Below are 24,116 nucleotides of genomic sequence, written 5' to 3'. Positions count from 1 at the left end.
GGAGGGGGGGGGGTACTATGACTATGAGATAGCCTGTATTTTCCTAGGTATAATAAAACCGCACCTCAAATTGTTAATTATCTGTCTAAAAACTTGAGTGCGGTTCAATCAATAAAAAAGTGTCTGAATTAAAAATTAGGTGAACAGTACAGGATACTTTTGTTATAAAGAGTATTTATAGATGAAAGTTATTAATTTTTACTTCTGAAAGATTTGGGATTCTAAATTACGAGCTATTGGAGTATCTCTATTATAAAATTTCAGTAGAAATATTAAACTACTAATATGAATGTAGAAAATTTAAAAAAGACGGCAATGTTCTGTTAGTCATTTAATCTTTTGAGCTGATGACCTTTTCCCCATTCAAATAGTTCATTCATAATTTCCATTAAAGATTTTCCGTGCTCACTTAGTGTGTACTCAACCTTTGGTGGTACTTCTTGATATACAGTACGATGGATAATCCCATCTGCTTCAAGTTGCCGAAGTTGTTGTGTAAGTACTTTTTGTGTAAGGTTTGGAATTTCTCGTTTAATTTCATTTGTTCGCATTTTTCCATCCATTAAAACACATAAAATATAAACTTTCCATTTTCCGCCGATTACATCGAGTGTCGTTGCAATTGGGCAGTTATCATTTTGATTCATATAACACCTCCAAAGGTACCTCAAGGTTCCTATAGCACCTGAAAGTACGTACTTTTCAATTATATGTAATGCATTCATACTAATACGTAAAGGATTGATTAATTTATAAAGGGGCTGGAAAATGATGAGAACACTTGTAATTGTAGCACACCCTCATATTGAAAAATCAAAAATTAATAAAAGATGGATAGAAGAACTTGAGAAACATTCAGATGAAATTACGGTGCATGAATTATATAAGGTGGCACCAAATTGGGAGTTTAATATTGAAGAAGAGCAAAAGTTATTAGTAGAACATGACAGATATATATTCCAATTTCCGCTTTACTGGTACAGTTCACCACCATTATTAAAAAAATGGTTCGATGATGTATTAACATATGGATTCGCGTACGGATCAAAAGGAGATAAAGTGAAAGGGAAAGAATTTGGTGTAGCTATTTCTATAGGTGGATTAGAAAAAGACTATGAAAATAGTGGGATTACAATGGATGAGTTGACGAAACCATTCCAAGCTACATGCCTATATACAGGTATGGAATTTATACCTTCCTTTTATTTATATGGTGCAGAATATAAACTAAGTGATGAAGAGATTGATAAAAGTGCACCTGAGTATGTGCAATATGTAATGAACAAGAAGTATTCTAATATATAATGAAAAATAGCCATTTACTTGTGAAGTAAATGGCTATTTTATATTCTTCTTATATTCACTAAGTGTAATCTTTAGTAAATTAATAGTTAATCTGGTAAAATAAAAAACCTAACATATATAAAGGGGAGTTTTACTTGAGAACGATGCGACAATTATTACAAAAGAGAGCAATGCAGTCACCAAATTTGGAAGCGCTTGTAGGAGGGAAGAAAAGATATTCGTTTCAGCAATATAATGAACGAGTAAATCAGCTTGCACATTATTTGTTACATAATGGTGTGCAAAGAGGAGATCGTATAGGAATACTATGCAAAAATAATCACCCATTTCCAAGCGTTATGATGGCAAGTTTAAAAATTGGAGCGGTATTTATTCCGCTAAATCATCAGCTTACTGTATATGAATTAGAAACAATTGTAAAAGAAGCGAAATTAAAAGTGTTAGTTATTGATGAAGAATTTAGTGAAGTGTTATTAAATGTTGATGCTGTTAAAGAAATTCCTTATGTAATTCAAACGACAAAAGAAGGTTTTGGTTCATTTGAATTAGAGCTGCAAAAACAGCCAACGACAGAACCGAACGTAGAAGTTCATGAAGAAGACGACGCCATTTACTTATTTACTTCAGGAACGACTGGACAGGCGAAAGCATGTGTAATTGGACATAAAAACTTACATCACTATTTTGCTGAAATTGCGGGACAAAGAGAAATACCAGCAGGTGAACGCTTTTTATCTGTGCATCCATTGTTCCATATGAGTGGCGTGCTTTCTATTTTAAATTGTATTTATCATGGCGTTACGATGATTTTCTTAGCTGATTCGAATCCTGCTATTATTTGGGATAAGATTGAAGAAGAGAAAATTACTACGATGCTTGCGTTCCCTGCTGTTTATAGTTACATGCTTGATGAATTAAATAAAAAAGAACGTAATATTTCAACCTTTAAAGTAGCACAAAGCGGTGGTACAAAAGTGCCAGAAACACTCATTCAAAAATATATGGAAAAAGGAATATATATGGTGCAAGGTTATGGTAGTACAGAAGGTTGGGTTGTAACCTCATGGCATCCAATGATGGGAAAAGAAAAGATGTCTTCTGTAGGAAAGACCTTGAAAAATGTAGAGGTGAAAATTGTTCATCCGGAAACAGGACATGAACTAACAACAAATGAAGTTGGAGAGATTCATGTGAAAAGTCCATACATGTTTAAAGGGTATTGGAATAATGAAAAGGCGACAAAGAAGGTAGTAAAAGATAACTGGTTTAACATGGGCGATGCTGGCATGATAGATGATGATGGATTCCTGCATATTATGGGAAGATATAAAGACGTTATTATACGCGGTGGTGACAACGTATATCCAGATCAAGTAGAAGATGTTATTCATGAAATACATGGTGTTTTAGAAGTTGCAGTAGTTGGAGTTCCAGATGACTTTTGGGGAGAGGTTCCGACAGCGTACATTGTAAAAGACATGCAAACGTTTTTAACGGAAGAAGAAATTATACAGTATTGTAAAGAAAAACTAGCAAGCTATAAAATACCCAAAGTTGTATTTATGAACAAATTACCGAAAAATGCTTTAGGGAAAGTACTGAAAAGGGAATTAAGAGAAAATATACTTGTAAAATAAAAACGATTAAATGATGAGGAATCCAGTTATGTATAAAGCATAACTGGATTTTTTGTTTATGATTCTGTTGGTGGATATTGTAAATATTTAAAACCTTTTATGTTTTTTAGTGTAATATTGAAAATAAAGGGAGCTAACTAATTTCAGTACTAGGGGGAGAAACTATGACTATAAAATTAGAAACTGAGCATTTATGTATAGAACCTTTTACTAATGATGACGTGTTTAGAATTAAAGAGTTAGCTAATGATAAGGAATTAGCTAATATTCTTGGGCTTCCACACCCATATAAATTAGAGTTCGCGCAAGATTGGGTTGATATGCAACCAGAACTTATAAGGAAAGGAATCGAATATCCTTTAGGAATTGTCTCTAAAGAATCAAGAGAAATTGTAGGTACAATTACACTAAGAATTGACAAGGGTAACAATAGAGGTGAACTTGGTTATTGGATTGGTAAGAATTATTGGGGAAAGGGTTTTGCAACTGAGGCTGTAAACAGAATGATTCAATTTGGCTTTATCGAATTAGGTTTAAATAGAATTTGGGCATCTGCTATTTCTAGAAACCGATCATCGATTAAGGTGTTGGAGAAGTCGGGCTTACGTAAAGAAGGCACGTTGAGACAAAATAGACTTTTATTAAATACATATGAAGATGTTGATGTGTATGGAATATTAAAGACAGAATACAAGGTTTTAAATCACAGATAAGTCTGGTAGTGTGATGACAAAAGGAAACCCTTTAGAACAGGGTTTCCTTTTGTATTTTAATAGAACCTTGTTTATCAAAAACATAATAATTTACTAGATTTTGTATTTTGTGTAAGATAATAAAGAATATTCAAATATTAATCAAGGGAAGAGATGTAAATGAAGCTGCCGCTATTACAGGTAGAGACAGAGAGACTGATGATCCGTCCGTTCCAAAATGATGATTATGAAAGTTGGTTAGATGGATTTAATAAGAGGTTATCATCGCAGTATAAATATGATGATGGTTATCAAGTTATGGCATCATCAACAAAAGAATGGTTCACGGAATGGATAAGGGGCTTTGATGAAGCAGCGCATCGAGATGAGATGTACGTATTAGGTATTTTTCGTAAAGAAGACGGAGCTAATATTGGTAAGCTAGAGCTGATTAAAATTTTACGTATGGACTATCAATGGGCGATGATGGGATATTCCATACATAATCAATACTGGAAAAACGGATATGGCATGGAAAGTGTGAAAGCTGCAGTATCGTTATTTTTTAATCGTCTTCATTTTCATAGAATCGAATTACATATACGTGTTGATAATGAGCCATCCGTTCGTCTTGCGGAAAGAGCCGGTTTTTCTTTTGAATGCAAGAGAGAGGCGTTTTCATTAGAGAATGGTAAGTGGATGGATTTTCTTATTTATTTTAAAAATAAGGAGATGAATATATGAGAGTTCTAATTACAGGTGGAAATCGCGGATTAGGGTTACAGTTAGTAAAAGTGTTTCATGAAAATGGACATATTGTTTATCCGTTAGTTAGAACTGAGGTTGCGGTAACGCAATTGAAGAAAATGTTTAGTTGCAGATGTTTTCCTATATTGGCAGACTTATCGATTGATGAGAGTACGGAGCAAATGAAAAATCAGATTGAGGAATATACAGAGTATATTGATCTAGTTATCAATAACGCAGGAATTACTGGAAAGGAGACTGAGGTTTTACATACAAATTCAGAAGAGTTAACGGACTTATTTAATATTCATTGCTTAGGTGTAATTCGAGCTGTAAAAGGTACATATATGGCTTTAGCTAAATCGGATCATCCGAGAATCATAAATGTGTCCTCTCGGTTAGGTTCATTGCATAAAATGGCGAACAAAGAGTTTCCACAAGGTCAGTTCTCATATTCATATCGAATTGCTAAAGCTGCACAAAATATGTTAACGCTCTGTTTACAACAAGAGTTTGAGGATAAAGGAATTCATGTAACTGCTATTCACCCTGGAAAATTAAAGACTGACATTGGTGCTTTTGATGCGAATATGACTCCCGCTGAAGGAGCAAAAAATATATATGATTGGGTAATAGATTCAAACGAGGATGTTTCAGGCAAGTTTATTGAGCCAGGTGTAGGGGAATTAAAATGGTGATATACGATCTTGCAATCATTCAGAATCTGTTTGGCCCTTCTAAAAAAGTATTAAATGGCTTACCAAATGCAGTAACGATTGAAGAGATCGAAGAAGACGTTTTGTATAACGTACAAACATATAAAGAAAAGATAAGTAGATTTGAAGAGGTTTGTTTTAATTGGGAGTTAAAAAGAGCGAGTATTGTATTAAACAAGAGGTTTAGTAGTCATAACTCAAGTGTGAGAGTGTTACTTGATGCCGGTTTTTCTTTGTATGCCGCAAAGATAGAAGTATGTAGAGAATTGAACAATGTAGAAGAGCTTGAAAGACAATATACATATCGATCAATAGCAGAAGGAACGTTATCGGAAAAAGATTTTAAATATATTTGGGAACAATGTATGTCGGGTTCAGGGAATCAAACTTCAATTTTAACTATCGATGAACATTTTTATTCTGTACAAACAGAGTTAGGTAAGGGCTGGGAAAAGTCATGTATTGTTTTTTATGATAAAAATGAGCCGATTGGTATGTCCATACCGCATATAGAAACTGGAACAGAAAGTGAAGGGCGATTATTTTACTTTGGAGTAATGCCTTATTATCGCGGGAAAGGAATTGCTTCCCGGCTGCATCTTCAATCTTTACATATGTTAAAGGAAATAGGGGCTACTTATTACATCGGAAGCACACATACTTCAAATGAAAAGATGCAGAGAATATTTTGGAGAAATAATTGTTCGTTGAAAACGGAGATAGAGCTTTATTATAAAATTTTTAAAGAAGGTTAGGAGAAAAGAAAATGAAGACTATAAACGTATTTCATTATGACGCATTTACGAATAAACCGAGTATGGGTAATCCAGCAGGTATTGTATTAGAAGCAGATGGATTAACGGAAGAGGAAATGCAAATTATTGCTGAAAAAGTTGGATATAACGAAACAACTTTTGTTCTTTCCTCAGAAGTAGGAGATATAAGAATGCGCTATTTTACACCTGGTTTTGAAATGGATTTATGTGGTCATGGGACAGTAGGGACGATATATGCCTTGCGCGAAAAAGGTTTATTAGAAGAGAAAAGTAACCTTACGATTGAAACGAAGGCAGGGATTTTACCGATACAAATAGGTGTAAATGAAAATGGAGAAACCTTTATTAAAATGAGGCAGACAGCACCTCAGTTTAAAGATTTTGCAGGTTCAAAAGAAGAATTAGCTCATAGTATTGGTTTAGAAGTAAATGATTTAGATGTAAGTTTACCGATAGTATATGGAAGTACAGGAAACTGGACTGTAATTGTGCCGATTAAAAATCTAGATGCGTGTGAGAGAATGAAACCTAATAATGCTGCATTTCCATCGGTATTAAAAGAAATACCTAATGCTTCTATTCACCCAATTTGTCTAGAAACTTATGATGAACTAGCACAAATGCATGGCCGTCATTTCTCGTCAGCTTATGCTGGGACGATTGAAGATCCAGTGACAGGAACAGCTTCAGGTGTAATGGGAGCGTATTATGCGGAGTATTTAGAGAAAGATTTTGAACATGAATTGGGTTTAATCGTTGAGCAAGGACAGGAAATAAATAAAGATGGTCGTGTAACTGTTTATGTAACGAAAGGGATAGAAAACGAAAAGTTACAAATAGATATTGCTGGAACAGCGGTGTATGTGAAAGAGTTTGAAGTTTTAATATAAAAAAGAAAGCCCGGCATACATCCGGACTTTCATTATCTGTTCAACACTTCAATATACGAAGCATCTCCAGTTGTTCTTAAAGCAGAGCGAAAATTGTTATTTTCTAGCGTTTTAGCGACTTGTTGTAATTGCTGTGCATCATCATGATGGATAAGTAAGCTGTCAGCACCGCTTTCTTCTATATGAATATGTTCGACGTTTCCAATGGCATCATGTACAGCTTTTAAAAATTCAGGTTTCATGGTGTCCTCCTATATGTATGTAACGTTTTTATTTAGTATTTCCTTATTTTTGAAATATAAAAGTAAATGAAAGGAGAAATAAAATGAATATAAAGCAGTTTAACGAACATATAACATCACTATTTGGAGAGCATCTTCATAAATACGGCGATGATGAATATGGTTTTACTCATATAAGTAAAGATGAATTTCACAAAATCGGTTACACAACAAATTTAACGTTAGAAACTATTGAAGAAGCGTATAGAAATGGGGTCGATATGATAGTTACACATCATGCGCCGTGGAGTTTTTTATTTGGTATGGAAGAGGCTTGTATTGAGAAATTGAAGCAATATGAAATGAATCATTTTTGAATTCATTTGCCGTTAGATTTTGTAAAGTTTGGCACGTGTACTTCGTTATTTAACGAAGTTGGGATAGATACAATACTGGAATATTCTACGTATGAGGAAGAAGAACTACCGGAAATAGGAGAATATAAAGAAGCGATTCCTTTTTCAAACTTAGTTGGAAAACTTGAAGAAAGAATGGAAGAGAAAGTGAAGAGCTGGAGAAATCACGATAAACCAGTAAAACGGATTGCGATTTTAACCGGTGCAGGAAACAATACAAATTTGATTGAACGTGCATTAGAAAAAGGGTGTGACACGTACATAACAGGTGAAAAAACATTATATACAGTGCAACATGCGAAATTTAAAGGGATTAATTTAATTGTAGGCAGTCATACGTTTACAGAAGTTTTTGGTGTAGAAAGTTTGGCTCATAAGTTAAAAGAAAGAGATAATTCAATAGAAATTACTAGATTAAATGAAGATCATTTGGAGTGAAGAAATTACATCGCATTACCATAAATGGAATGAACTATATGATGGAATATTGAAGGAAGCAGTTGCAATGAAATAAAATTATCTTTTGTTATATTAAGATTTTTAGGAGGAATTCCCTTATGTTTGTCAAATAATAGTAAAGTTGTCTTTTGAATTAAGGGAATATTCGGATTTAAAGGGTGAGAGAATGGACATTTCAATAATCACTGCACAACTAGTTAAGGAGAAAGTGATTTCACATTATCCAAATAGTGTAAAAGTGTTAAACGGGGGAACGGCAAGTACTATATATTTGTTAGATAAGCAATATGTTGTAAAGTTGAATGAATCGGATGTCATACGTGAAGAAGCTTATTTTCTTCAGTTTTATAAAACTGAAGAATTATTTCCAAAGCTTTTATATAAGGAACCTTTAAATCGCTATATTGTTTATTCCTTCCTTGAGGGCACAACTTCTTGCAAACTAAGCCACAAACGGAGTGTTCTTTGTAAACTTGTAAAGGAAGTTATCAATAAGTATGAAGTAGCTACAGAGATTGATGGCTGGGGATGGAAAGAAAATCCGGTCCAATCTTGGAATAAATTTTTAACAACAAATGTGATGGAAGCTCATCAAAATGTAAGACGTTACATAAGTGAGGAAGAGTATAGAACGGTTTTTAAGTTAGCAAATAGTCCAAGTAGGGGGACTGGAATAAATCAGCCATTTTTATTGCATGGTGATCTTGGATTTCATAATTTTATATTTCAAGAGAATAAACTGCACGGTGTAATTGATCCTTTACCAGTGTTAGGAGATCCTATATATGATTTAATTTATGCGTTCTGTTCAACTCCGGAAGATTTAACAAAAGAAACGATTGGTTATGCGATGAAACAATGTGTATTTCATAAAAATGACCGTGATTTATATGAAGAGATAGTCATAGGATTATATTTGCGTATAGATACATGTTTACGGCACCACCCGAAAGATTTAGAGGATTATTTAGCAGCTTGGCGTTATTGGATGGGCGAGGTTGAGGTGACTTTATAGTACAAATATTTTTGGGGAGATAGTGAGATGAATGTTTCAGAAGCGAAAAAGGATTTACTGTAATTCTATTGTCATTTCCAGTTGTCTATTTACTTACTTTTATAAGTTTATTAATTGAAAATAAAAAAGCAGCTTATTATCAACAAAAAGCAGCTTAATAAAAATTTAGGGATAGGGGGAATTATGATGAAAAATTACATTTGTACAACGTGCGGTGTGCAGTATGCAGCGAGTGTAGAGGAACCGGTGAGTTGTCATATTTGTGATGAAGAGAGGCAATATGTGAATCCGAAAGGGCAGTCTTGGACGACGCTAGAAAACTTACAAACAGGTGATACATATAAAAATGAAATAATTGAAGAGGAAAATGGACTTTATAGTATTACGACAAAACCAGGATTTGCGATCGGTCAAACGGCATTTGTAGTGAAAACAGAGTCATATCGATTGCTATGGGACTGCATTACATATTTAGATGAAACGACAATTGCGAAAATAAAAGAGCTTGGCGGATTAGATGCGATTGCATTGTCTCATCCTCATTATTATTCAACGCAAGTAGAATGGGCAGAGATATTTGATGTACCAATTTATATACACGAAGATGATAAAGAATGGGTGATGCGCCCAAGTAGTCGTATTATTTATTGGTCTGGTGAGTCTTTACAATTAGCGGATGGGATTACTGTACATCGTCTTGGAGGACATTTTAGTGGTGGTTCTGTATTGCATTGGGAAGAAGGTAATGATGGAAAAGGGATTTTGTTAACAGGTGATATTATTCAAGTTGTAGCGGATGAGCGGTGGGTAAGTTTTATGTATAGCTATCCAAATTTAATTCCATTACCAGCGAGAAAAGTGGAAGAAATGGTGAATCGAGTGAAGCCGTTACAGTTTAATCGTTTATACAACGCTTTTCATCGAGTAGTAAAAGAAAATGCAAATGAAGCAGTTGAACGTTCTGCTGACAGATATATAAAAGCAATAGAAGGAAAGTTGTTTCATACGTAAAAGGAGAGTAGCTTAATGAAAACGTTAGTATGTTTTGGAGATAGTATTACAGCTGATGAAACATTTTTTGATGGAATGCCGAGATTAACACCACGTTTGCAAGAGATGTTTCCGAATTGGATAGTAGTGAATGCAGGTGTTCCAGGTGATAATACATTCGATGCGTTAAATAGGATTGAAGAAGATGTAATATTATATAAACCAGATTTCGTAACAGTTTTTCTTGGTACGAATGATGCAGTTTCTTTTTCTCAAGTGTCATTACAAGCATATAAAGAAAACTTAGAGAAGATTGTGAACCATATTTCGTCAGGTAAAGTGCTGCTTATTAGCCCTGCGCCAGTTGATGAAGAGAGGCAGCATAATAGAACAAATGAAGTGCTCTGTCAGTATGCAGACGTGGTGGAGAAAGTGGCAAAAGAAACAGGAAGCTATTTTCTAAATTTGTATGCTGAAATGATTCAAGAACTGAATTATAAAAGGTTTGTAGAAAATGATGAAAAAGATGGATTACACTTTGGGCCAGAAGGTTATGAGTATGTAGCGAAGTTAATTGGTGAAAAGTTAAAAGGGATTTTATAAAAAAAGCAAAGCGATATCGCTTTGCTTTTTCGTATTTCTTTCGTAGTCCATAAACTTATTGATTGCTGTAATTTGGACAGATATTTTGCATTTTTATCCCGCATTAACTGCCCGTAAATGCCCGATTGGTGAGGGCTAATAATCAGTGGGGGATGAACAAAAAAACCTGATTAAAGTTTCACTTTATGTGGGTAAAAGGCTAGTGCTGTTTTAAAGTAATATAAATTTATTTTTAAAAATTTATATTTCGTAGTTGAAAATTAATAATGGTGTAACTATAATAGTTACAGTAAGTTTGTTATTTTGAAATGTCCACATTGAATTACAAGAATGAAGGGAGTTTTATGTAAATCAAAAAGCTATAAAATCTATTAATTTTTATAATAAGATAAAATGCTTTTCAGTTCATACACATTATTAAATATGTTATTTCTAATAGAAAACTAGAGGTGGAAAAATGAAAAAATTTAAAGGTATGTTAATATCATCACTTGCAATTACAACTTTTGCTGGGGTAGGTACGACATTTGTAACAAATACAGTATATGCTGCTAATGACGATTCTAGTAAAATACAAGTTCGTTCTAATAAGAGTATAAACACAACAACTGGCTCGAGATTGCCTGTATTATCAGTCAATCCTTATGATGAACCTAGATTTTCAAGACAGGGATATCTTGAAGAGGCACCTTTAGGAATTAATGCTCCTTATGCTTGGGGAATTAAAGGAGGAAATGGCCAGGGAGCAACTTTTGTAGATTTGGAAGAAGGCTGGTTATTAAATCATGAAGATTTAGTCGGTCAAAATATTGAATTTATGTCTGGAAAAATGAGTAATGATCTTTCTCACGGTACTTCAGTTCTAGGTGTTGTTTCGGCAGCTGACAATGGGATTGGGAACATTGGGATTGCACCAAAAGCAAAGACAAAAGTAATTTCAGTGATCCGAGATAATGGGAGAATCGATGTAAGAGATGCTATTTTAAGTGCCGTAGATTCTTTACAGGCTGGAGATGTTTTATTAATAGAAGAATCCTTTAAATATGATGGATATGGAGATGACCCTTTACCAGTAGAAGTATACCCGAGTATATTTAACGCAATTCGCAAAGGTACAGATAAAGGCATTATTATTGTAGAAGCAGCTGGTAATGGTGGGATTGATTTAGATGAATTTAAAGACCGTAATGGTAAGCAGATTTTAAATCGAAATAGTCCAGACTTTAAAGATTCAGGAGCTATTATAGTTGGAGCATCTACTGCAAGAGTTCCTCATAAACGTTTAGCTTTCTCTAACTATGGTAGTAGAATTGATGTATATGGTTGGGGAGAGTATGTTGATACATTAGATACATATCAAAATCAAAATAGTAAAGGACAAAAAGTTACAGATCAGAACATAATTAATCGTTATACTTCTAATTTCCGTGGTACTTCTAGCGCTTCGCCTATAATTGCTGGGGCTGCTGTATCGATTCAAGGGATTGCTAAAGAACATTTAGGTAAGGCATATACACCAAAAGAATTGAGAGCAATTTTAAGTAATCCTAATACAGGCACAAAGTCTAATAACCCATCATCTGATAAAATAGGGGTTTTACCAGATTTAAAAGCGATTTTGTCTAACCTTGGATTTCATAGTGATTTGACTACCAATGATCCTATGGTATTTCCAGATAACGTAGAAAAAAATGAAGGAAAAGAAAATTCAACTTTCGTATTTCCAGGTGAAGAAACAAAAAGAACAGGTGATAAAAATTCAACTGTAACCTTCCCAGAAGAAGATTTAAAACAGGAGGAAAAAGAAGAGGGATTAATTGTTTTTCCTGATTAATAAAAAAATACTACCTTCCATTTGGAGGTAGTATTTTTTATTTCTTGTCAATAACAAGCAGGCATGAAATTTGTATTTGTTTATCTTTCATAATGAATTTAACTAAAAAAATCGAATATTTGACTGTTAATTTACTTTTTCGTCTCAATCAATTACATGAATTAATCTAGAAATGCTTGCTGTAATGCTTTCAGTCCATCGCTGTAAATACCATGAAACAGATTAATTGCCTCTTCATCACTAACCTCAACAGGAGTGAATGTACCAGACCACTCTACTAACGATGTGTTACTTTCAGTACCTTCTTTCACCTGGATTGTAGATAGATAATTAGTGACTGGGAATGGTGCATTCATGATTGAATACGTGTAGTAGCGCTCTTTATCATTGAATACTTCTAATCGTTCTATAATTGTATCCCCATCCGGATTAGCTAGATGACGTACACGACCGCCTTCAGTTAATTTACTGCTAGGTATATAAGGTAACCAGTCTGGAAGGGAGTTGAAACCTCCGATTAATTGCCATACTTGTTCAGGTGAACCGAAAATTTCCATAGATGTAGTAGTATGTGCCATATTCATTACGCTCCTTTTCATCCCGGTATTTACGGGTAAATAATCAGTGGGGGATGCTCTCACTGATTAAAGTTTCATTATTATTTTACGTTGATTGGTAGTGGTGCATTAGGTGCTACTAGTTTTTGTTCGCGCATTTCTTCCCAGAATGCTGCTGGAATTACTGTATTTAAGGCGTTTTGGTCTTCTACAATTCGTTCCGGTTTACTTGCACCAGGAACAACGGCAGCAACTGCTGGATTGGCTAGTGAAAATTGTAGTGCAGCAGCTTTGATGCTGATTTCGTGACGATCTGCAAGAGCTTTGATTTTCTCAACTTTTGCAATAATTTCTGGCGATGCTTTTTGATATTCGAAGTGAGCGCCGCCAGCAAGAATACCTGAGCTATATGGGCCACCAACAACAATATCCATATTATGCTTTACAGCTGCAGGCATTACTCGTTGCAATGCACGTTCGTGGTCTAATAATGAATAGCGACCAGCTAATAAGGATATATTTGGTTTCGCTTCTTCTAAATCAAGCATAAGTTCAATTGATTCTACTTTGTTTACTCCAAGCCCCCAGCCTTTAATGACTCCTTCTTCACGTAAACGTGTTAGCGCACGGAATGCTCCTGTTCGAGCAATTTCAAATTGTGAAATCCACGCATCACCATAAAAGTCTTGTGCTAAATCATGAATGAAAACAAAGTCTAGACGATCTGTTTTTAAACGTTTCAAACTTTGCTCGATAGAACGAAGTGTTGCATCTGCGCTATAGTCATTGATCATTTTATTTTTGCGACCAAATTCGAAAAGCCCGCCTTTTTCACCTAAATCACGTGCAGATGGATCTTCTAATTCATCCGAAATAGTTCGACCTACTTTCGTACTTAAAAAGTAATCATCACGATTTCTTTTTGATAGTGCTTCACCAAGACGAATCTCCGCTAAGCCAGATCCATAAAGTGGAGCTGTATCAAAGTAACGAACGCCATTCTCCCAAGCAGCATCCACTGTAGCGATTGCTTCTTCCTCTGGGATATTACGGTACATATTTCCTAGTGGTGCTGTACCAAACCCGATTTTTTCTTTTAGTAATTTACTCATTATAGATATCCTCCTAAAATGTATTTGAAAAATATTTATTCATTGTGAATGGATGTGAAAATGAAAACATGTCATTTTATCGTCTGACAAAATGTATGAGAAAAATACTCACTTTAAAGTAAAGGTACTAACAGGTAATTTCTAACACTGCATGACTCACTCAACTCTTACAAATGCTATTATGAAATGTATTTTACATAATGAAAAGTACGTACTTTAAAGTGATATAGATACTAAAAAGTAATACAGGTACTTTTTGGTGCCGTACTACTCATCTGCTGTTTACGTATGCTATTATGAAACATGTTTAACAGGGTAAAAAGTACGTACTTTAAGGTGCTATAGATACTTAAAAGAAATATTTAAATATTTTAGCTTATTTGTCTTATAAAATTATTAAAGGAGATTTTTATATGAAAACATACAATATTCCTGTAGAGGCAACTTTAGAGGTTATCGGTGGAAAGTGGAAAGTAGTTATCCTTTGTCATTTAAAGAAAGACAAAAAGAGAACGTGCGAATTAAAACAATTAATGTCTGGTATTACACAAAAGATGTTAACGCAACAATTACGTGAATTAGAAGAAGATGGTGTAATCGAGAGAAAAGTGTATAACCAAGTGCCACCAAAAGTAGAGTACTCTTTAACTGATTACGGTCATTCTTTAGATTCTATACTCGATACTCTTTGTAACTGGGGAGAAAATCATCTTGAAAAGAATGGGAACACATCTATGCTTATAACAGCAGCTGAATAAAGAAAGAAAAAACGAACGAGAATACGTTCGTTTTTTCTTTTTGTATAGAGGGAGATTTTTACGCAGCATAATTACTTTTTTGTAATATAGGTACTTTTTTGTGCTGTAGGAACTAAAATGTGCCGTATAGAAAATTATTTGTTTTTACGCAACAATAGAGAAGAAATTTAGAAAAAAGGAGGGAGATCGTGTGAAACAATACAATATACCGATAGAAGCAACTTTAGAAATTATCGGGGGAAAGTGGAAAGTCGTCATTTTATGTCACTTAACGAAAGGAACAAAGCGAACGAGCGAGTTGCAGCGTCTAATTCCTGAAATTTCTGTTAGAATGTTGACGCAACAATTACGTGAGCTAGAAGATGATGGTGTGATTACACGTGAAATCTATAAAGAAATTCCACCCCGAGTAGAATACTCCTTAACTGATTATGGGTGGTCTTTGCAAAATGTATTAAATCAATTGACCGTATGGGGAGAACGATGCATAGATAGAAAAAACACAGAAGTTAAGTGAAATCTCTATATGTAATATTGAAAACACCACCTAATGACGAGGTGGTGTTTTTCGTTTTAAAACTTTAGAAAGTTGTTATGATGAAAAGTAAAATTTTTGAGGACCTGTTTCAGTCATGGGTACTTAAAAGTGCCTACATCACTTTAAAGTACGTACTATGCTTCATAATATAACCGTTTTATAATGACACTCGTAGCAAGAAGTCAGTACAATAACGATTTTAAGCTATGTTCAAAAAGACTTATTAACTAGTATAGTTTTTTGTTCAATTTTTTAGTAGGAGATGTTTTTATGGTTGAAGAACTTTTTTATAAAAAAATACTCAAAAATCTGTTTTCAGATCCAGTTCAAATTACACTTTGGAATGGAGAAACAATCCAATATGGCGAAGGGGAACCTCAATTTCACATAACATTCCATAAGCCACTTTCAAAAAAAGAAATCGCTAAGGATCCTTCTATTGCATTCGGTGAAGCATATATGAATGGGGATCTTGAAATAGAGGGTAACCTTGAAAAAGCAATTCAATCTATTTATAAAAGGCAGGATAGCTTTTTAGGTGATAGTAAGTTGCAATATTTCAAAAGTAAATGGAATTTCTCAAAACAAAAAAATAAAGATGATATTGCTCATCATTATGATATTGGGAACGATTTCTATAAATTATGGCTTGATGAAACAATGACATATTCTTGTGCATATTTCCAAAATGAGCAAGATTCTTTAACGACAGCGCAGCATAATAAAGTGAATCATATTTTGAAAAAGTTGAACCTTCAAAAAGGTGATACGCTATTAGACATCGGTTGTGGGTGGGGTGAACTCATTACAGCTGCCGCTAAACAGTACGGTGTGAAAGCGATGGGAGTAACGTTAAGTGAGGAACAATATGCTAAGACTTCTGAGCGAATTAAACAAGAGGGACTTACGGATTTAGTTGAAGTATCTTTACTTGATTACCGCGATATTAAGAATCATAAATTTGATAAAATTGTTAGTGTAGGTATGATCGAACATGTAGGAAAAGACAACATTACGCAATACTTTGAAACAGTTAACAAATTATTAAATGATGGCGGGATTTCTCTGCTGCATTGCATTACTTCTCCGGCTAATGGTGGTGCTACGAATGGTTGGATTGAAAAATATATATTCCCTGGTGGGTATGTTCCTGCTGTGAACGAATTAATCACGAACATGACAAACGAACAATTTTTTATTGTGGATGTAGAAAGCTTACGTAGACATTACGGAAAAACATTACAACATTGGGCTCGAAATTTTGAAAACGTACTAGAGGAAGTTCGTAAAACGAAAGATGAGCGATTTATCCGCATGTGGCGTTTATATTTAAATGCATGTGCAGCTTCGTTCTTTACAGGTAATATTGATTTACATCAATTTGTATTTACAAAAGGGATTAATGACACAATTCCGATGACACGTTCGTATATGTATGAATAAGAGCATGTAACCAAGTAGCTCTCAAGTCATTGAGTATAAATAAAATGATGATAGGATATAAGTCTATAACGTAAAGTCGAGATGGGAATCAGAAAATGATTTCTATCTCGACTTTTTAGTATATAATTTTAAAATTAAAACTATATACTTTTAAAGAAAAAATATATAATAAATGTAGAAACGAAAATTTATGAGCAAGGAAGTTGAAGAACATGACATTAACAATGGGCTTTATTGGATTTGGAAAATCAGCTAACCGTTATCACCTACCTTATCTAAATACACGTAATAATATAAAAGTAAAAACGATTTTTGTACGTCAAATAAATGAAGAATTAGCGGCTCCATATGAGGAAAGAGGTGTTTACTTCACTACTGATTTGGACGAATTGTTGAATGACAAAGAAATTCAAGTCGTGACGATCTGTACGCCAGCACATACGCATTATGAATTAGCAAAAAAAGTTATACTAGCCGGAAAATCAGTTATCGTTGAAAAACCATTTTGCGATACAGTAGAACATGCGAAAGAATTATTAGCATTAGGACGAGAGAAAGGTGTAGTCGTTATGCCTTATCAAAACCGTCGTTTTGATGGTGATTTTTTAGCTGTAAAGCAAGTAGTTGAACAAGGATTCCTTGGTGATATTATTGAGATTGAATCACATATTGATTATTTCCGTCCTGGTTCAATCACTCATGAAGCTCCAAAAGAAGAAGGTTCATTTTACAGTTTAGGTATTCATACGATGGACCGCATGATTTCACTATTCGGCCGTCCAAATACAGTGACATACGATATTCGTAATAATGAAGTGGAAGGTGCGGTTGATAACTATTTCGATGTTGGTCTACATTATGGAAATCAGTTGAAGATTAAGCTGAAAACGAACCATATCGTAGCAAAAGATTATCCACGCTTTATCGTTCATGGAACAAATGGCTCTTTTATTAAATACGGTGAAGATCAGCAGGAAAATGATTTGAAAGCGGGTATTATGCCTGAGAGTGCAGGATTTGGTGAAGATTCGCCGATGTATTATGGAATTGCTAAGTATCGTAATGCAAATGGTGACTGGATTGAAAAACAAATTAAAACGCCGCTTGGTGATTACGGTCGTTTCTATGATGCAGCGTATGACACAATTGTAAATGGTGCACCAAAACTTGTGAAAGATGAAGAAGCAGTAACGAATATTGAAATCTTGGAAAACGGATTTGCTGCCCCATCACCTTCAGTTTACAAACTTGAGGCTTTACATTTGAATGAATAGAAGAGAGTTTGCAGTATAAAGGAGGTATGGAAATGGCAAGCGGATCAACACAAGTAAAATACCTCGGCATTTATCAAAAGATTAAACAGCAAATTTTAGACGGTGAATATAAAATCAACGAAAAAATTCCGAGTAGCTCCGTCCTTGCTGAAGAATTCGATGTTTCAGCACTTACGATTAAAAAAGCGCTGGATCTATTAGTAAGAGACGGCTACATTATCCGTCGGCGCGGAAGTGGAACAGTGGTACAAGATTGGCATCAGCAGGAAAAGGCACGAATGATTCAAACTTTAACAGGTACGAAAGCTGTTTACGGTAGTGAGGTAGAAAGTAAAATTATCGAGTTTGCGATTGTAGGTGCTGATGAAGTAGTTGCTGAGAAATTGGGAGTTTCAATTGGTGATTTCGTCTATAAAATCATTCGCCTCCGCATCATTCACAGCATTCCGACGATTATGGAGCATACATGGATGCCAATTTCGGTTATCCCAGGTGTTGAAGCTTCTGTTTTAGAGGAGTCGATATACTCACATATTCAAAATAAACTTGGTCTTGAAGTAGGGACATCTGTTGTCAGGGTTAAAGGGATTCGCCCAGATGATAGGGAAAAGCAGTTTATGAACTTAACAAATCAGGATTTCCTAATGCGAGTTGAGCAAGTAGCTTACTTAACGGATGGACGAACTTTTGAATATTCTTATGCAGATCATCTACCGGAAACCTTTGAGTTTGAAACAGTCATTACGGCAAAAAAATTATAAAGAGATATAAAATAGGTTGAGGCAAGCATTGCCTCAACCTATTTTATGTCTTCTACAGTTATGATTCATCTGCTGTAATCAGCATGGATGTGTTCCCGGTTTTTTCAAGATGAACTTCTCCCCAGGAACAGAGGGAATCGAGTATAGCTCCTAAAGAAGAACCGTAATCCGTTAGAGAGTACTCTACTTTCGGTGGTACTTGGTCATATACTTTCCTTTGGATTACACCATCTTCTTCTAGTTCCCGTAATTGTTGCGTTAACATTTTTTGCGTAATACCAGGCATTAAACGTTTTAATTCACTCGTTCTTTTTGTTCCTTTTTTTAAATGACAAAGGATAACAACTTTCCACTTTCCGCCAATAACTTCTAAAGTCGCTTCTACAGGAATATTGTATGTCTTCATAAAAAAAACTCCTTTGATGAATTTAGATTACAGTTGTGAGCCTACATCCGTTGCAATACTAAAATTATTTCTTTTTAGTACCTATAACACTTTAAAGTGCGTACTATTTATTGTGCTAAATATCGGTCATAATAACCGATGTAAGAGAGAAATAAGCAGAATGGCACTTGAAAATGCATATGTTACTTTTTAGTACCTATAACACTTTAAAGTACGTACTTTTTATTAGGATGAATATAATCCATAATAGCACTTGTAAGCAAGAAATGCGTGAAATGTGCTTTGAAGGAGCCATCATGCTATGGGGAATTTTACAGGAGAATAATTTGTTGTGTTATTAAAATTAATTCAAGACTTAACAGTTGATTAATTGAACTGTAAAGTTTAAAATTACAGTAAGATTTTTAAAAGTGAGTTGTTAACGTCTGTAAAATGTAGCATGAATAATAGAGATAAATGAAACATTGCTGAATAATTAACATTATGTGAATTTGATTCTAAACTGTAATTTTTTTTAATACATTTCAATAAGCGATATTTAAAATGTACGTTTAATAACATTAAAGGAGTGAGTTAAATATGGTAATTCTATATACAACAGCAAGCTGTGCTTCATGCCGAAAAGCGAAAGCATGGCTTGAAGAGCATCAAATTGATTATATTGAAAAAAACATCGTATCAAATTCTATGACAGTTGATGAGCTTAAATCGATTCTTCGTTTAACTGAAGAGGGTGCTACTGAAATTATTTCAACTAGATCCAAAACTTTTCAGGACTTAAATATAAATATTGATGAGCTCTCGCTAAATGAATTTTATACATTAATAATTGAGCATCCACTAATGTTGCGTCGCCCGATTATGCTGGATGAAAAAAGATTGCAAATTGGTTTTAACGAAGAAGAAATCCGCAAATTTTTACCACGTAGTGTCCGAACATTTTTAAACATTGAACTGCAAAAGTTGGCTAATTAATAAGTAATAGTATGAAAGAGAAATTTTTTGAAAGGAGGAAACTGAAGGTGATAGAAGTATGCGTTACAGTTAATTATAAAGATAGAAACTATCAAACAAATGTCATTGTGAACAAAGATACGATTTGGACAAAAATTGAACAGTTGGCAGAAGAACAAGTGAAGAAACAGTGGGGTTTTTAAACTTAATTATTTAAAAAAATGAATTTATATGCTAGAGATTATAACTAAATTCAAAATTTTTCAGGTATTAAATATAAATAAGAAATTTTCTTGAAAGGAGGAAGCAGAAGATGATTGAAGTATGTGTTACAGTTAATTATAAAGATAGAAATTATCAAACAAATGTTATTGTGAGTAAAGATACGATTTGGACAAAAATTGAACAGTTGGCAGAAGAACAAGTGAAGAAACAGTGGAGTGTTTAATTTCTTTTTAACTTAAAAAGCTAAATGAAGTTATCAGATATAGGTGGGACGGGATAGAATATAAGGGAATTAATTTTTTATGGCAAGAAGCATTCCACATGTTTTAACGTTCTAACCAATCTGTAATATTTATGGCTACAGTATGTTAATATATGAGAAACAATATTTTTAATCGTAGGAGGAAAATCATGAACAGCGACTTTACCTTGGCCATACACAGTTTAACTTATTTAGCTTTACAGCCAGACCGGATGTCAACAAGTAATGCTATTTCAGAAAGTGCAGGTGTTCATCCAGTACGCATTCGCAAAGTACTAAGTTTGTTAAAAAAACATAAGTTTATACAATCGAAAGAGGGGACTGGTGGCGGTTTTATTTTCGCTCGCGATTTAGATGAAATTAATCTTTGGCATATTTATCAGATAACCTCTGAAGGTGCTTTGCAGCCGAAGTGTCCAGAATCAAACAATCAGTGTGTTGTAGGTTCGAACATGCGAAAAGTTCTTTTCGCTATTTTCTTAGGTGCTGAAGAGCATCTAGGTGAATACTTAAAGAATTATACAATGAAAGAAGTTGTTGACCTTATCAATCAAGAGCGTTAAGCGGCTTAATTATTATATAGCCGTGAGTTCTTAACACTTAAATGTAATGAAAAATATTACAGTATAATTTGTTTTTATATCTTTTTTATCGTCACAAAAAATATTTATAGGAAGGTGAAACGGTATGATGTCAAATAATAATCATGTTTTAAAAGTAGGAGATTGGGTTCGTGGAATATCAAATGAAGGTGAATTAATAGTTGGTTATATTGTATCACTTGATGATGTAGAGGATATAGTTACAGTTAGTATTGTGAAACGTGACGGCCAGTACACAATAAACGAAGCGATTTTACTCTTTAGTAAACACGTTAACAAACTCCCTGAATCAAAGGTAATAAATAAGGAACAAATCCTTTATCTTATAGATCTTGCATTATTAACAGGGGATGAAGAATGGTTTATCGAGCTTTCTTCAAAATTAAACTCGATAAAAGAGCTAGTTAATGAGGGATTTTAAAATTTAAACTTTTGAGGGTGCACACAATCCGCCTCATGGGACACAATTACTTTTCGCATAAAAGGAAATGATGTAAAAACGATTCATTACAAGCATAGAGATATCCCTGAAGAAGAGCCGAACAAACTACAATTAAGATGGTATTGAAGTGATTTGTTTGTGTATTCCTGATAACGATAATTATGTAAATGAGCTGTCCATATGGGGCAGCTTTTTTGTTTTTTGCTCAGTGTAGCTTTTTAAATTGTATATGAATTCAATATTAATAATATATATCCTAAAATTTGGTTTTTATGTTTTGGGATTTTTTTCTTTTTACCTACATTAATTATTTATTAGAATATCTTTTATGTTTAAAATAAAATTTTTTGATAAAAGGGGATATAAGTATTTTTATAATAAGTCACCTAGAAAAACAATGTATTATTGTATTTTTTTACTAACTAATTCAGCTTTAAGCGATAAAAACAATGGCTACATGCTAACTGTAAAATATTATCCATATAAAATTATTCCGCTTTAATATTTCTGAAAATATAAAAATATTAATTTTATAAATATACACGTTATAATGAGGGCGTCGAGAGAAATTTTATTATCTCTGGAGAAAATATAAAAAATGCGATTATTAGTAAGAAAGGTGTGTGATTAGAGGCGAAATGTATGTAATGTGCTTCAGTGGCTTGTGTGAGCAATATCATCAGTGCTACCGAAGTTATGAAAGTAATGTATAGAATTGAGAAAGAAATGCCTCGCAAATGAAGAGAGGCCGGTTTAGCTAAAATTACTGTTAAAAGTAAAAAAGAGAAACCATTAAAGTAATACACTGTTATTAGAAATGTTGCAACGTATTTATGAAGTCTATTCTATATTGTTCTCTTAAGGGTTCTTTATATAAAGAGCGGATATTACGAGTAAACTTTTTTGTGAACGCTAACAATTATATTAGGACGCTAATTAGCGAATGTTTCAATTTGGATTCATTATGATGAAGGACATACAATGTGGGGCAACTTGTAAGGAATTCATTTTCCAAAAAGGGAATATTTGTTAGGTGCAAAGAGAGATGCAGGAATAGATACAAGGGGGAGTTATTATATGAACGGGAATACTGCAAAGAAAATAGAAGTTCAAGCTGAAAATACCGCACTAAAAAATGAGCAATATGCAGATCCGAAAAAGTGGCATAAGCAGGATACTACATGGGCACTCAGTCTATTTGGAACTGCAATTGGAGCAGGGGTGCTCTTTTTACCGATTAATGCAGGTTCAGGTGGTTTATTATCTTTACTACTAATTACATTGCTTGCATATCCAGTTATGTACTACTCACATAGGGCACTTGCTAAAATGATATACGCTTCTAATTCTGCTGATGAGGGGATCACAGGTACAATTAGAGAGTATTTCGGAAATAAAGCGAGTATCATTTTTAACATCGTATATTTCGGTTCAATTTATACAATCGTACTAATGTATTCGGTTGCGCTTACAAACACTGCAAGTAGTTTTATCGTGCATCAATTGCACATGCCAGAACCTCCAAGAGCTATTTTATCACTTGTATTAGTTCTTGGTCTTATCGCTATACTGAATTTTGGTCAAGATATTACTGTAAAGGTAATGAGTATGTTAGTGTATCCTTTCATAGTTTCTCTACTGTTTATCGCAATATCTTTAATTCCACAGTGGAATACGTCAATGCTTAGTTTTTCAGCTGTTTCAACTGCTTCAACAGGAACAGGCTATTTTGGGACGATATTGATGATTCTACCAATCATCGTATTCTCATTTAATCATTCACCTATGATTTCATCATTTGTTGTGAAACAGAGAGCTACGTATGGAATCGAAGCCACTGATGCTAAATGTGCGCAAATACAAAAGGTTTGTTATATTATGACATTCGCTGTTGTTATGTTCTTCGTTTGGAGTAGCGCATTGAGCTTGACTCCAGATGATATAAAAATGGCAAAAGAACAAAACTTATCAATTCTTTCATATCTTGCTAATGAGCTTAATTCGCCTGTAATCACTATTGCAGCTCCAATTATTGCTTTTGTGGCTATTACAAAGTCTTTCCTAGGCCATTATATAGGAGCATTTGAAGTAATGCGTGACATGATTATTAAGTTTGGTAAATCACGTGGAAAAGATATTGAAGAAAAAACAATTAAGACAATAATTCTTACTTTTGTTGTATTATCATGCTGGTTTGTTGCTTATACAAATCCAAGTATTCTTGGACTTATTGATTCTCTAAGCGGTCCTTTAGTTGCTGCTATCTTATGTCTATTACCGATGTATGCGATTCAAAAAGTGCCAGTACTAGCTAAATACAAAGGGAAAATGAGCAACGTATTTGTTATTATTGTAGGTGTACTTACAGTTTTAGCAAGTATTAAGTCATTATTCTAATTCACTATTGTTGATTTTAGTGTCAAAGTAGTGGAATATGAAATATCTATTTTTGGACAAACTTCTCAAGTTGGAGAGTTTGTC

Annotated in this window: 26 protein-coding genes and 4 pseudogenes; 25 read left to right on the top strand and 5 right to left on the bottom strand. The window is 33.9% G+C overall.

From position 1 onward, the window contains the following. Positions 1-323 precede the first annotated feature (323 nt). Complete coding sequence (locus MR136_RS06950) at positions 324-647, bottom strand: winged helix-turn-helix transcriptional regulator (protein ID WP_001072988.1); 324 nt, start codon at positions 645-647, stop codon at positions 324-326. Positions 648-771: 124 nt separating this feature from the next. Here MR136_RS06950 and MR136_RS06945 point away from each other — a divergent pair, with 124 nt between their 5' ends. The 7 genes from MR136_RS06945 to MR136_RS06915 all read left to right on the top strand — a co-directional run bounded on the left by MR136_RS06945 (position 772) and on the right by MR136_RS06915 (position 6,763). Continuing rightward, positions 772-1,305: an NAD(P)H-dependent oxidoreductase gene (locus MR136_RS06945; RefSeq protein WP_002183793.1), complete on the top strand. Its 534-nt coding sequence runs from the start codon at positions 772-774 to the stop codon at positions 1,303-1,305. A gap of 134 nt (positions 1,306-1,439) precedes the next feature. Continuing rightward, positions 1,440-2,942 (top strand): class I adenylate-forming enzyme family protein, encoded by a 1,503-nt coding sequence (locus MR136_RS06940; protein WP_017673103.1) that lies wholly within the window; start codon positions 1,440-1,442, stop codon positions 2,940-2,942. Positions 2,943-3,106: 164 nt separating this feature from the next. Next, complete coding sequence (locus tag MR136_RS06935) at positions 3,107-3,655, top strand: GNAT family N-acetyltransferase (RefSeq protein ID WP_017673104.1); 549 nt, start codon at positions 3,107-3,109, stop codon at positions 3,653-3,655. Positions 3,656-3,814: 159 nt separating this feature from the next. After that, positions 3,815-4,378 carry a GNAT family N-acetyltransferase gene (locus MR136_RS06930; protein WP_017673105.1) on the top strand — a complete coding sequence of 188 codons (564 nt, stop codon included), beginning with the start codon at positions 3,815-3,817 and terminating at the stop codon, positions 4,376-4,378. Then, the gene (locus MR136_RS06925) at positions 4,375-5,079 is read left to right on the top strand and encodes an SDR family NAD(P)-dependent oxidoreductase (protein ID WP_061457506.1); all 705 of its coding nucleotides are present in this window, start codon (positions 4,375-4,377) and stop codon (positions 5,077-5,079) included. Before MR136_RS06930 ends, MR136_RS06925 begins: the two co-directional genes overlap by 4 nt. Next, entirely contained in the window at positions 5,076-5,852 is a 777-nt protein-coding gene (locus MR136_RS06920) for a GNAT family N-acetyltransferase (protein ID WP_031312141.1), read from the top strand. Before MR136_RS06925 ends, MR136_RS06920 begins: the two co-directional genes overlap by 4 nt. Positions 5,853-5,863: 11 nt before the next feature. Beyond that, positions 5,864-6,763 (top strand): PhzF family phenazine biosynthesis isomerase, encoded by a 900-nt coding sequence (locus tag MR136_RS06915; RefSeq protein ID WP_017673107.1) that lies wholly within the window; start codon positions 5,864-5,866, stop codon positions 6,761-6,763. Positions 6,764-6,795: 32 nt separating this feature from the next. Here the strand turns inward: MR136_RS06915 and MR136_RS06910 are convergent, their stop codons facing one another. Further along, positions 6,796-7,005: a hypothetical protein gene (locus MR136_RS06910; protein WP_000801653.1), complete on the bottom strand. Its 210-nt coding sequence runs from the start codon at positions 7,003-7,005 to the stop codon at positions 6,796-6,798. A gap of 83 nt (positions 7,006-7,088) precedes the next feature. Between MR136_RS06910 and MR136_RS06905 the strand changes: the two are divergent. From MR136_RS06905 to MR136_RS06885, 6 genes and pseudogenes are all read left to right on the top strand, one after another. Beyond that, a pseudogene (locus MR136_RS06905) lies at positions 7,089-7,838 on the top strand (Nif3-like dinuclear metal center hexameric protein). A gap of 187 nt (positions 7,839-8,025) precedes the next feature. After that, positions 8,026-8,874 (top strand): aminoglycoside phosphotransferase family protein, encoded by an 849-nt coding sequence (locus MR136_RS06900; protein WP_031312142.1) that lies wholly within the window; start codon positions 8,026-8,028, stop codon positions 8,872-8,874. Between the two features lie 41 nt (positions 8,875-8,915). Further along, positions 8,916-9,032 (top strand): annotated as a pseudogene (locus MR136_RS28745) (DUF7010 family protein); the annotation flags it as partial. 25 nt (positions 9,033-9,057) lie between these two features. Beyond that, the gene (locus MR136_RS06895) at positions 9,058-9,885 is read left to right on the top strand and encodes an MBL fold metallo-hydrolase (RefSeq protein WP_078421035.1); all 828 of its coding nucleotides are present in this window, start codon (positions 9,058-9,060) and stop codon (positions 9,883-9,885) included. Positions 9,886-9,900: 15 nt separating this feature from the next. Then, positions 9,901-10,467 (top strand): SGNH/GDSL hydrolase family protein, encoded by a 567-nt coding sequence (locus MR136_RS06890; protein ID WP_017673112.1) that lies wholly within the window; start codon positions 9,901-9,903, stop codon positions 10,465-10,467. A gap of 457 nt (positions 10,468-10,924) precedes the next feature. Next, entirely contained in the window at positions 10,925-12,301 is a 1,377-nt protein-coding gene (locus MR136_RS06885) for a S8 family peptidase (RefSeq protein WP_000713610.1), read from the top strand. Between the two features lie 161 nt (positions 12,302-12,462). Here the strand turns inward: MR136_RS06885 and MR136_RS06880 are convergent, their stop codons facing one another. Both MR136_RS06880 and MR136_RS06875 read right to left on the bottom strand, forming a co-directional pair. Next, a complete protein-coding gene (locus tag MR136_RS06880) occupies positions 12,463-12,879 on the bottom strand; it encodes an SRPBCC family protein (protein ID WP_000951521.1) in 417 nt (138 codons plus the stop codon). Between the two features lie 80 nt (positions 12,880-12,959). After that, positions 12,960-13,970, bottom strand: a complete 1,011-nt coding sequence (locus tag MR136_RS06875) for an aldo/keto reductase (protein WP_000040525.1) — start codon at positions 13,968-13,970, stop codon at positions 12,960-12,962. 413 nt (positions 13,971-14,383) lie between these two features. Between MR136_RS06875 and MR136_RS06870 the strand changes: the two genes are divergently transcribed. From MR136_RS06870 to MR136_RS06850, 5 genes and pseudogenes are all read left to right on the top strand, one after another. Continuing rightward, positions 14,384-14,728 (top strand): winged helix-turn-helix transcriptional regulator, encoded by a 345-nt coding sequence (locus MR136_RS06870; RefSeq protein ID WP_000860820.1) that lies wholly within the window; start codon positions 14,384-14,386, stop codon positions 14,726-14,728. A 190-nt stretch (positions 14,729-14,918) separates the two neighbouring features. Continuing rightward, a complete protein-coding gene (locus MR136_RS06865) occupies positions 14,919-15,245 on the top strand; it encodes a winged helix-turn-helix transcriptional regulator (protein WP_000816335.1) in 327 nt (108 codons plus the stop codon). A 291-nt stretch (positions 15,246-15,536) separates the two neighbouring features. Beyond that, positions 15,537-16,709, top strand: coding sequence for a cyclopropane-fatty-acyl-phospholipid synthase (locus tag MR136_RS06860; RefSeq protein WP_000229037.1), 1,173 nt, complete (start codon positions 15,537-15,539; stop codon positions 16,707-16,709). Between the two features lie 212 nt (positions 16,710-16,921). Next, a complete protein-coding gene (locus MR136_RS06855) occupies positions 16,922-17,983 on the top strand; it encodes an oxidoreductase (RefSeq protein WP_017673114.1) in 1,062 nt (353 codons plus the stop codon). 32 nt (positions 17,984-18,015) lie between these two features. Next, positions 18,016-18,754: pseudogene (locus MR136_RS06850) on the top strand (GntR family transcriptional regulator). Positions 18,755-18,802: 48 nt separating this feature from the next. Here the strand turns inward: MR136_RS06850 and MR136_RS06845 are convergent. Continuing rightward, positions 18,803-19,150, bottom strand: coding sequence for a winged helix-turn-helix transcriptional regulator (locus MR136_RS06845; RefSeq protein WP_000860832.1), 348 nt, complete (start codon positions 19,148-19,150; stop codon positions 18,803-18,805). Positions 19,151-19,729: 579 nt separating this feature from the next. Between MR136_RS06845 and spxA the strand changes: the two genes are divergently transcribed. From spxA to MR136_RS06810, 7 genes and pseudogenes are all read left to right on the top strand, one after another. After that, positions 19,730-20,125, top strand: a complete 396-nt coding sequence (gene spxA, locus MR136_RS06840) for a transcriptional regulator SpxA (protein ID WP_000236189.1) — start codon at positions 19,730-19,732, stop codon at positions 20,123-20,125. 47 nt (positions 20,126-20,172) lie between these two features. After that, positions 20,173-20,307 carry a BA3454 family stress response protein gene (locus tag MR136_RS06835; RefSeq protein ID WP_000573515.1) on the top strand — a complete coding sequence of 45 codons (135 nt, stop codon included), beginning with the start codon at positions 20,173-20,175 and terminating at the stop codon, positions 20,305-20,307. 110 nt (positions 20,308-20,417) lie between these two features. Next, positions 20,418-20,552: a BA3454 family stress response protein gene (locus tag MR136_RS06830; protein ID WP_000573516.1), complete on the top strand. Its 135-nt coding sequence runs from the start codon at positions 20,418-20,420 to the stop codon at positions 20,550-20,552. A gap of 188 nt (positions 20,553-20,740) precedes the next feature. Then, on the top strand, positions 20,741-21,154 hold the full coding sequence (gene saiR / locus MR136_RS06825) for an Rrf2-family transcriptional regulator SaiR (RefSeq protein WP_001083465.1): 414 nt from the start codon (positions 20,741-20,743) through the stop codon (positions 21,152-21,154). Positions 21,155-21,278: 124 nt separating this feature from the next. Then, positions 21,279-21,614 carry an IDEAL domain-containing protein gene (locus MR136_RS06820; protein WP_000987462.1) on the top strand — a complete coding sequence of 112 codons (336 nt, stop codon included), beginning with the start codon at positions 21,279-21,281 and terminating at the stop codon, positions 21,612-21,614. Positions 21,615-21,621: 7 nt separating this feature from the next. Next, positions 21,622-21,761 (top strand): annotated as a pseudogene (locus MR136_RS28740) (DUF3888 domain-containing protein); the annotation flags it as partial. A 951-nt stretch (positions 21,762-22,712) separates the two neighbouring features. Beyond that, on the top strand, positions 22,713-24,032 hold the full coding sequence (locus MR136_RS06810) for an aromatic amino acid transport family protein (RefSeq protein ID WP_001014168.1): 1,320 nt from the start codon (positions 22,713-22,715) through the stop codon (positions 24,030-24,032). Positions 24,033-24,116: the final 84 nt, after the last annotated feature.

The organism is Bacillus cereus group sp. BfR-BA-01311 (assembly GCF_022664295.1).
Lineage (GTDB): Bacteria > Bacillota > Bacilli > Bacillales > Bacillaceae_G > Bacillus_A > Bacillus_A cereus.
Note: the sequence above shows the minus strand (reverse complement) of the source record. Positions and strands in the feature narration are given on the sequence as shown.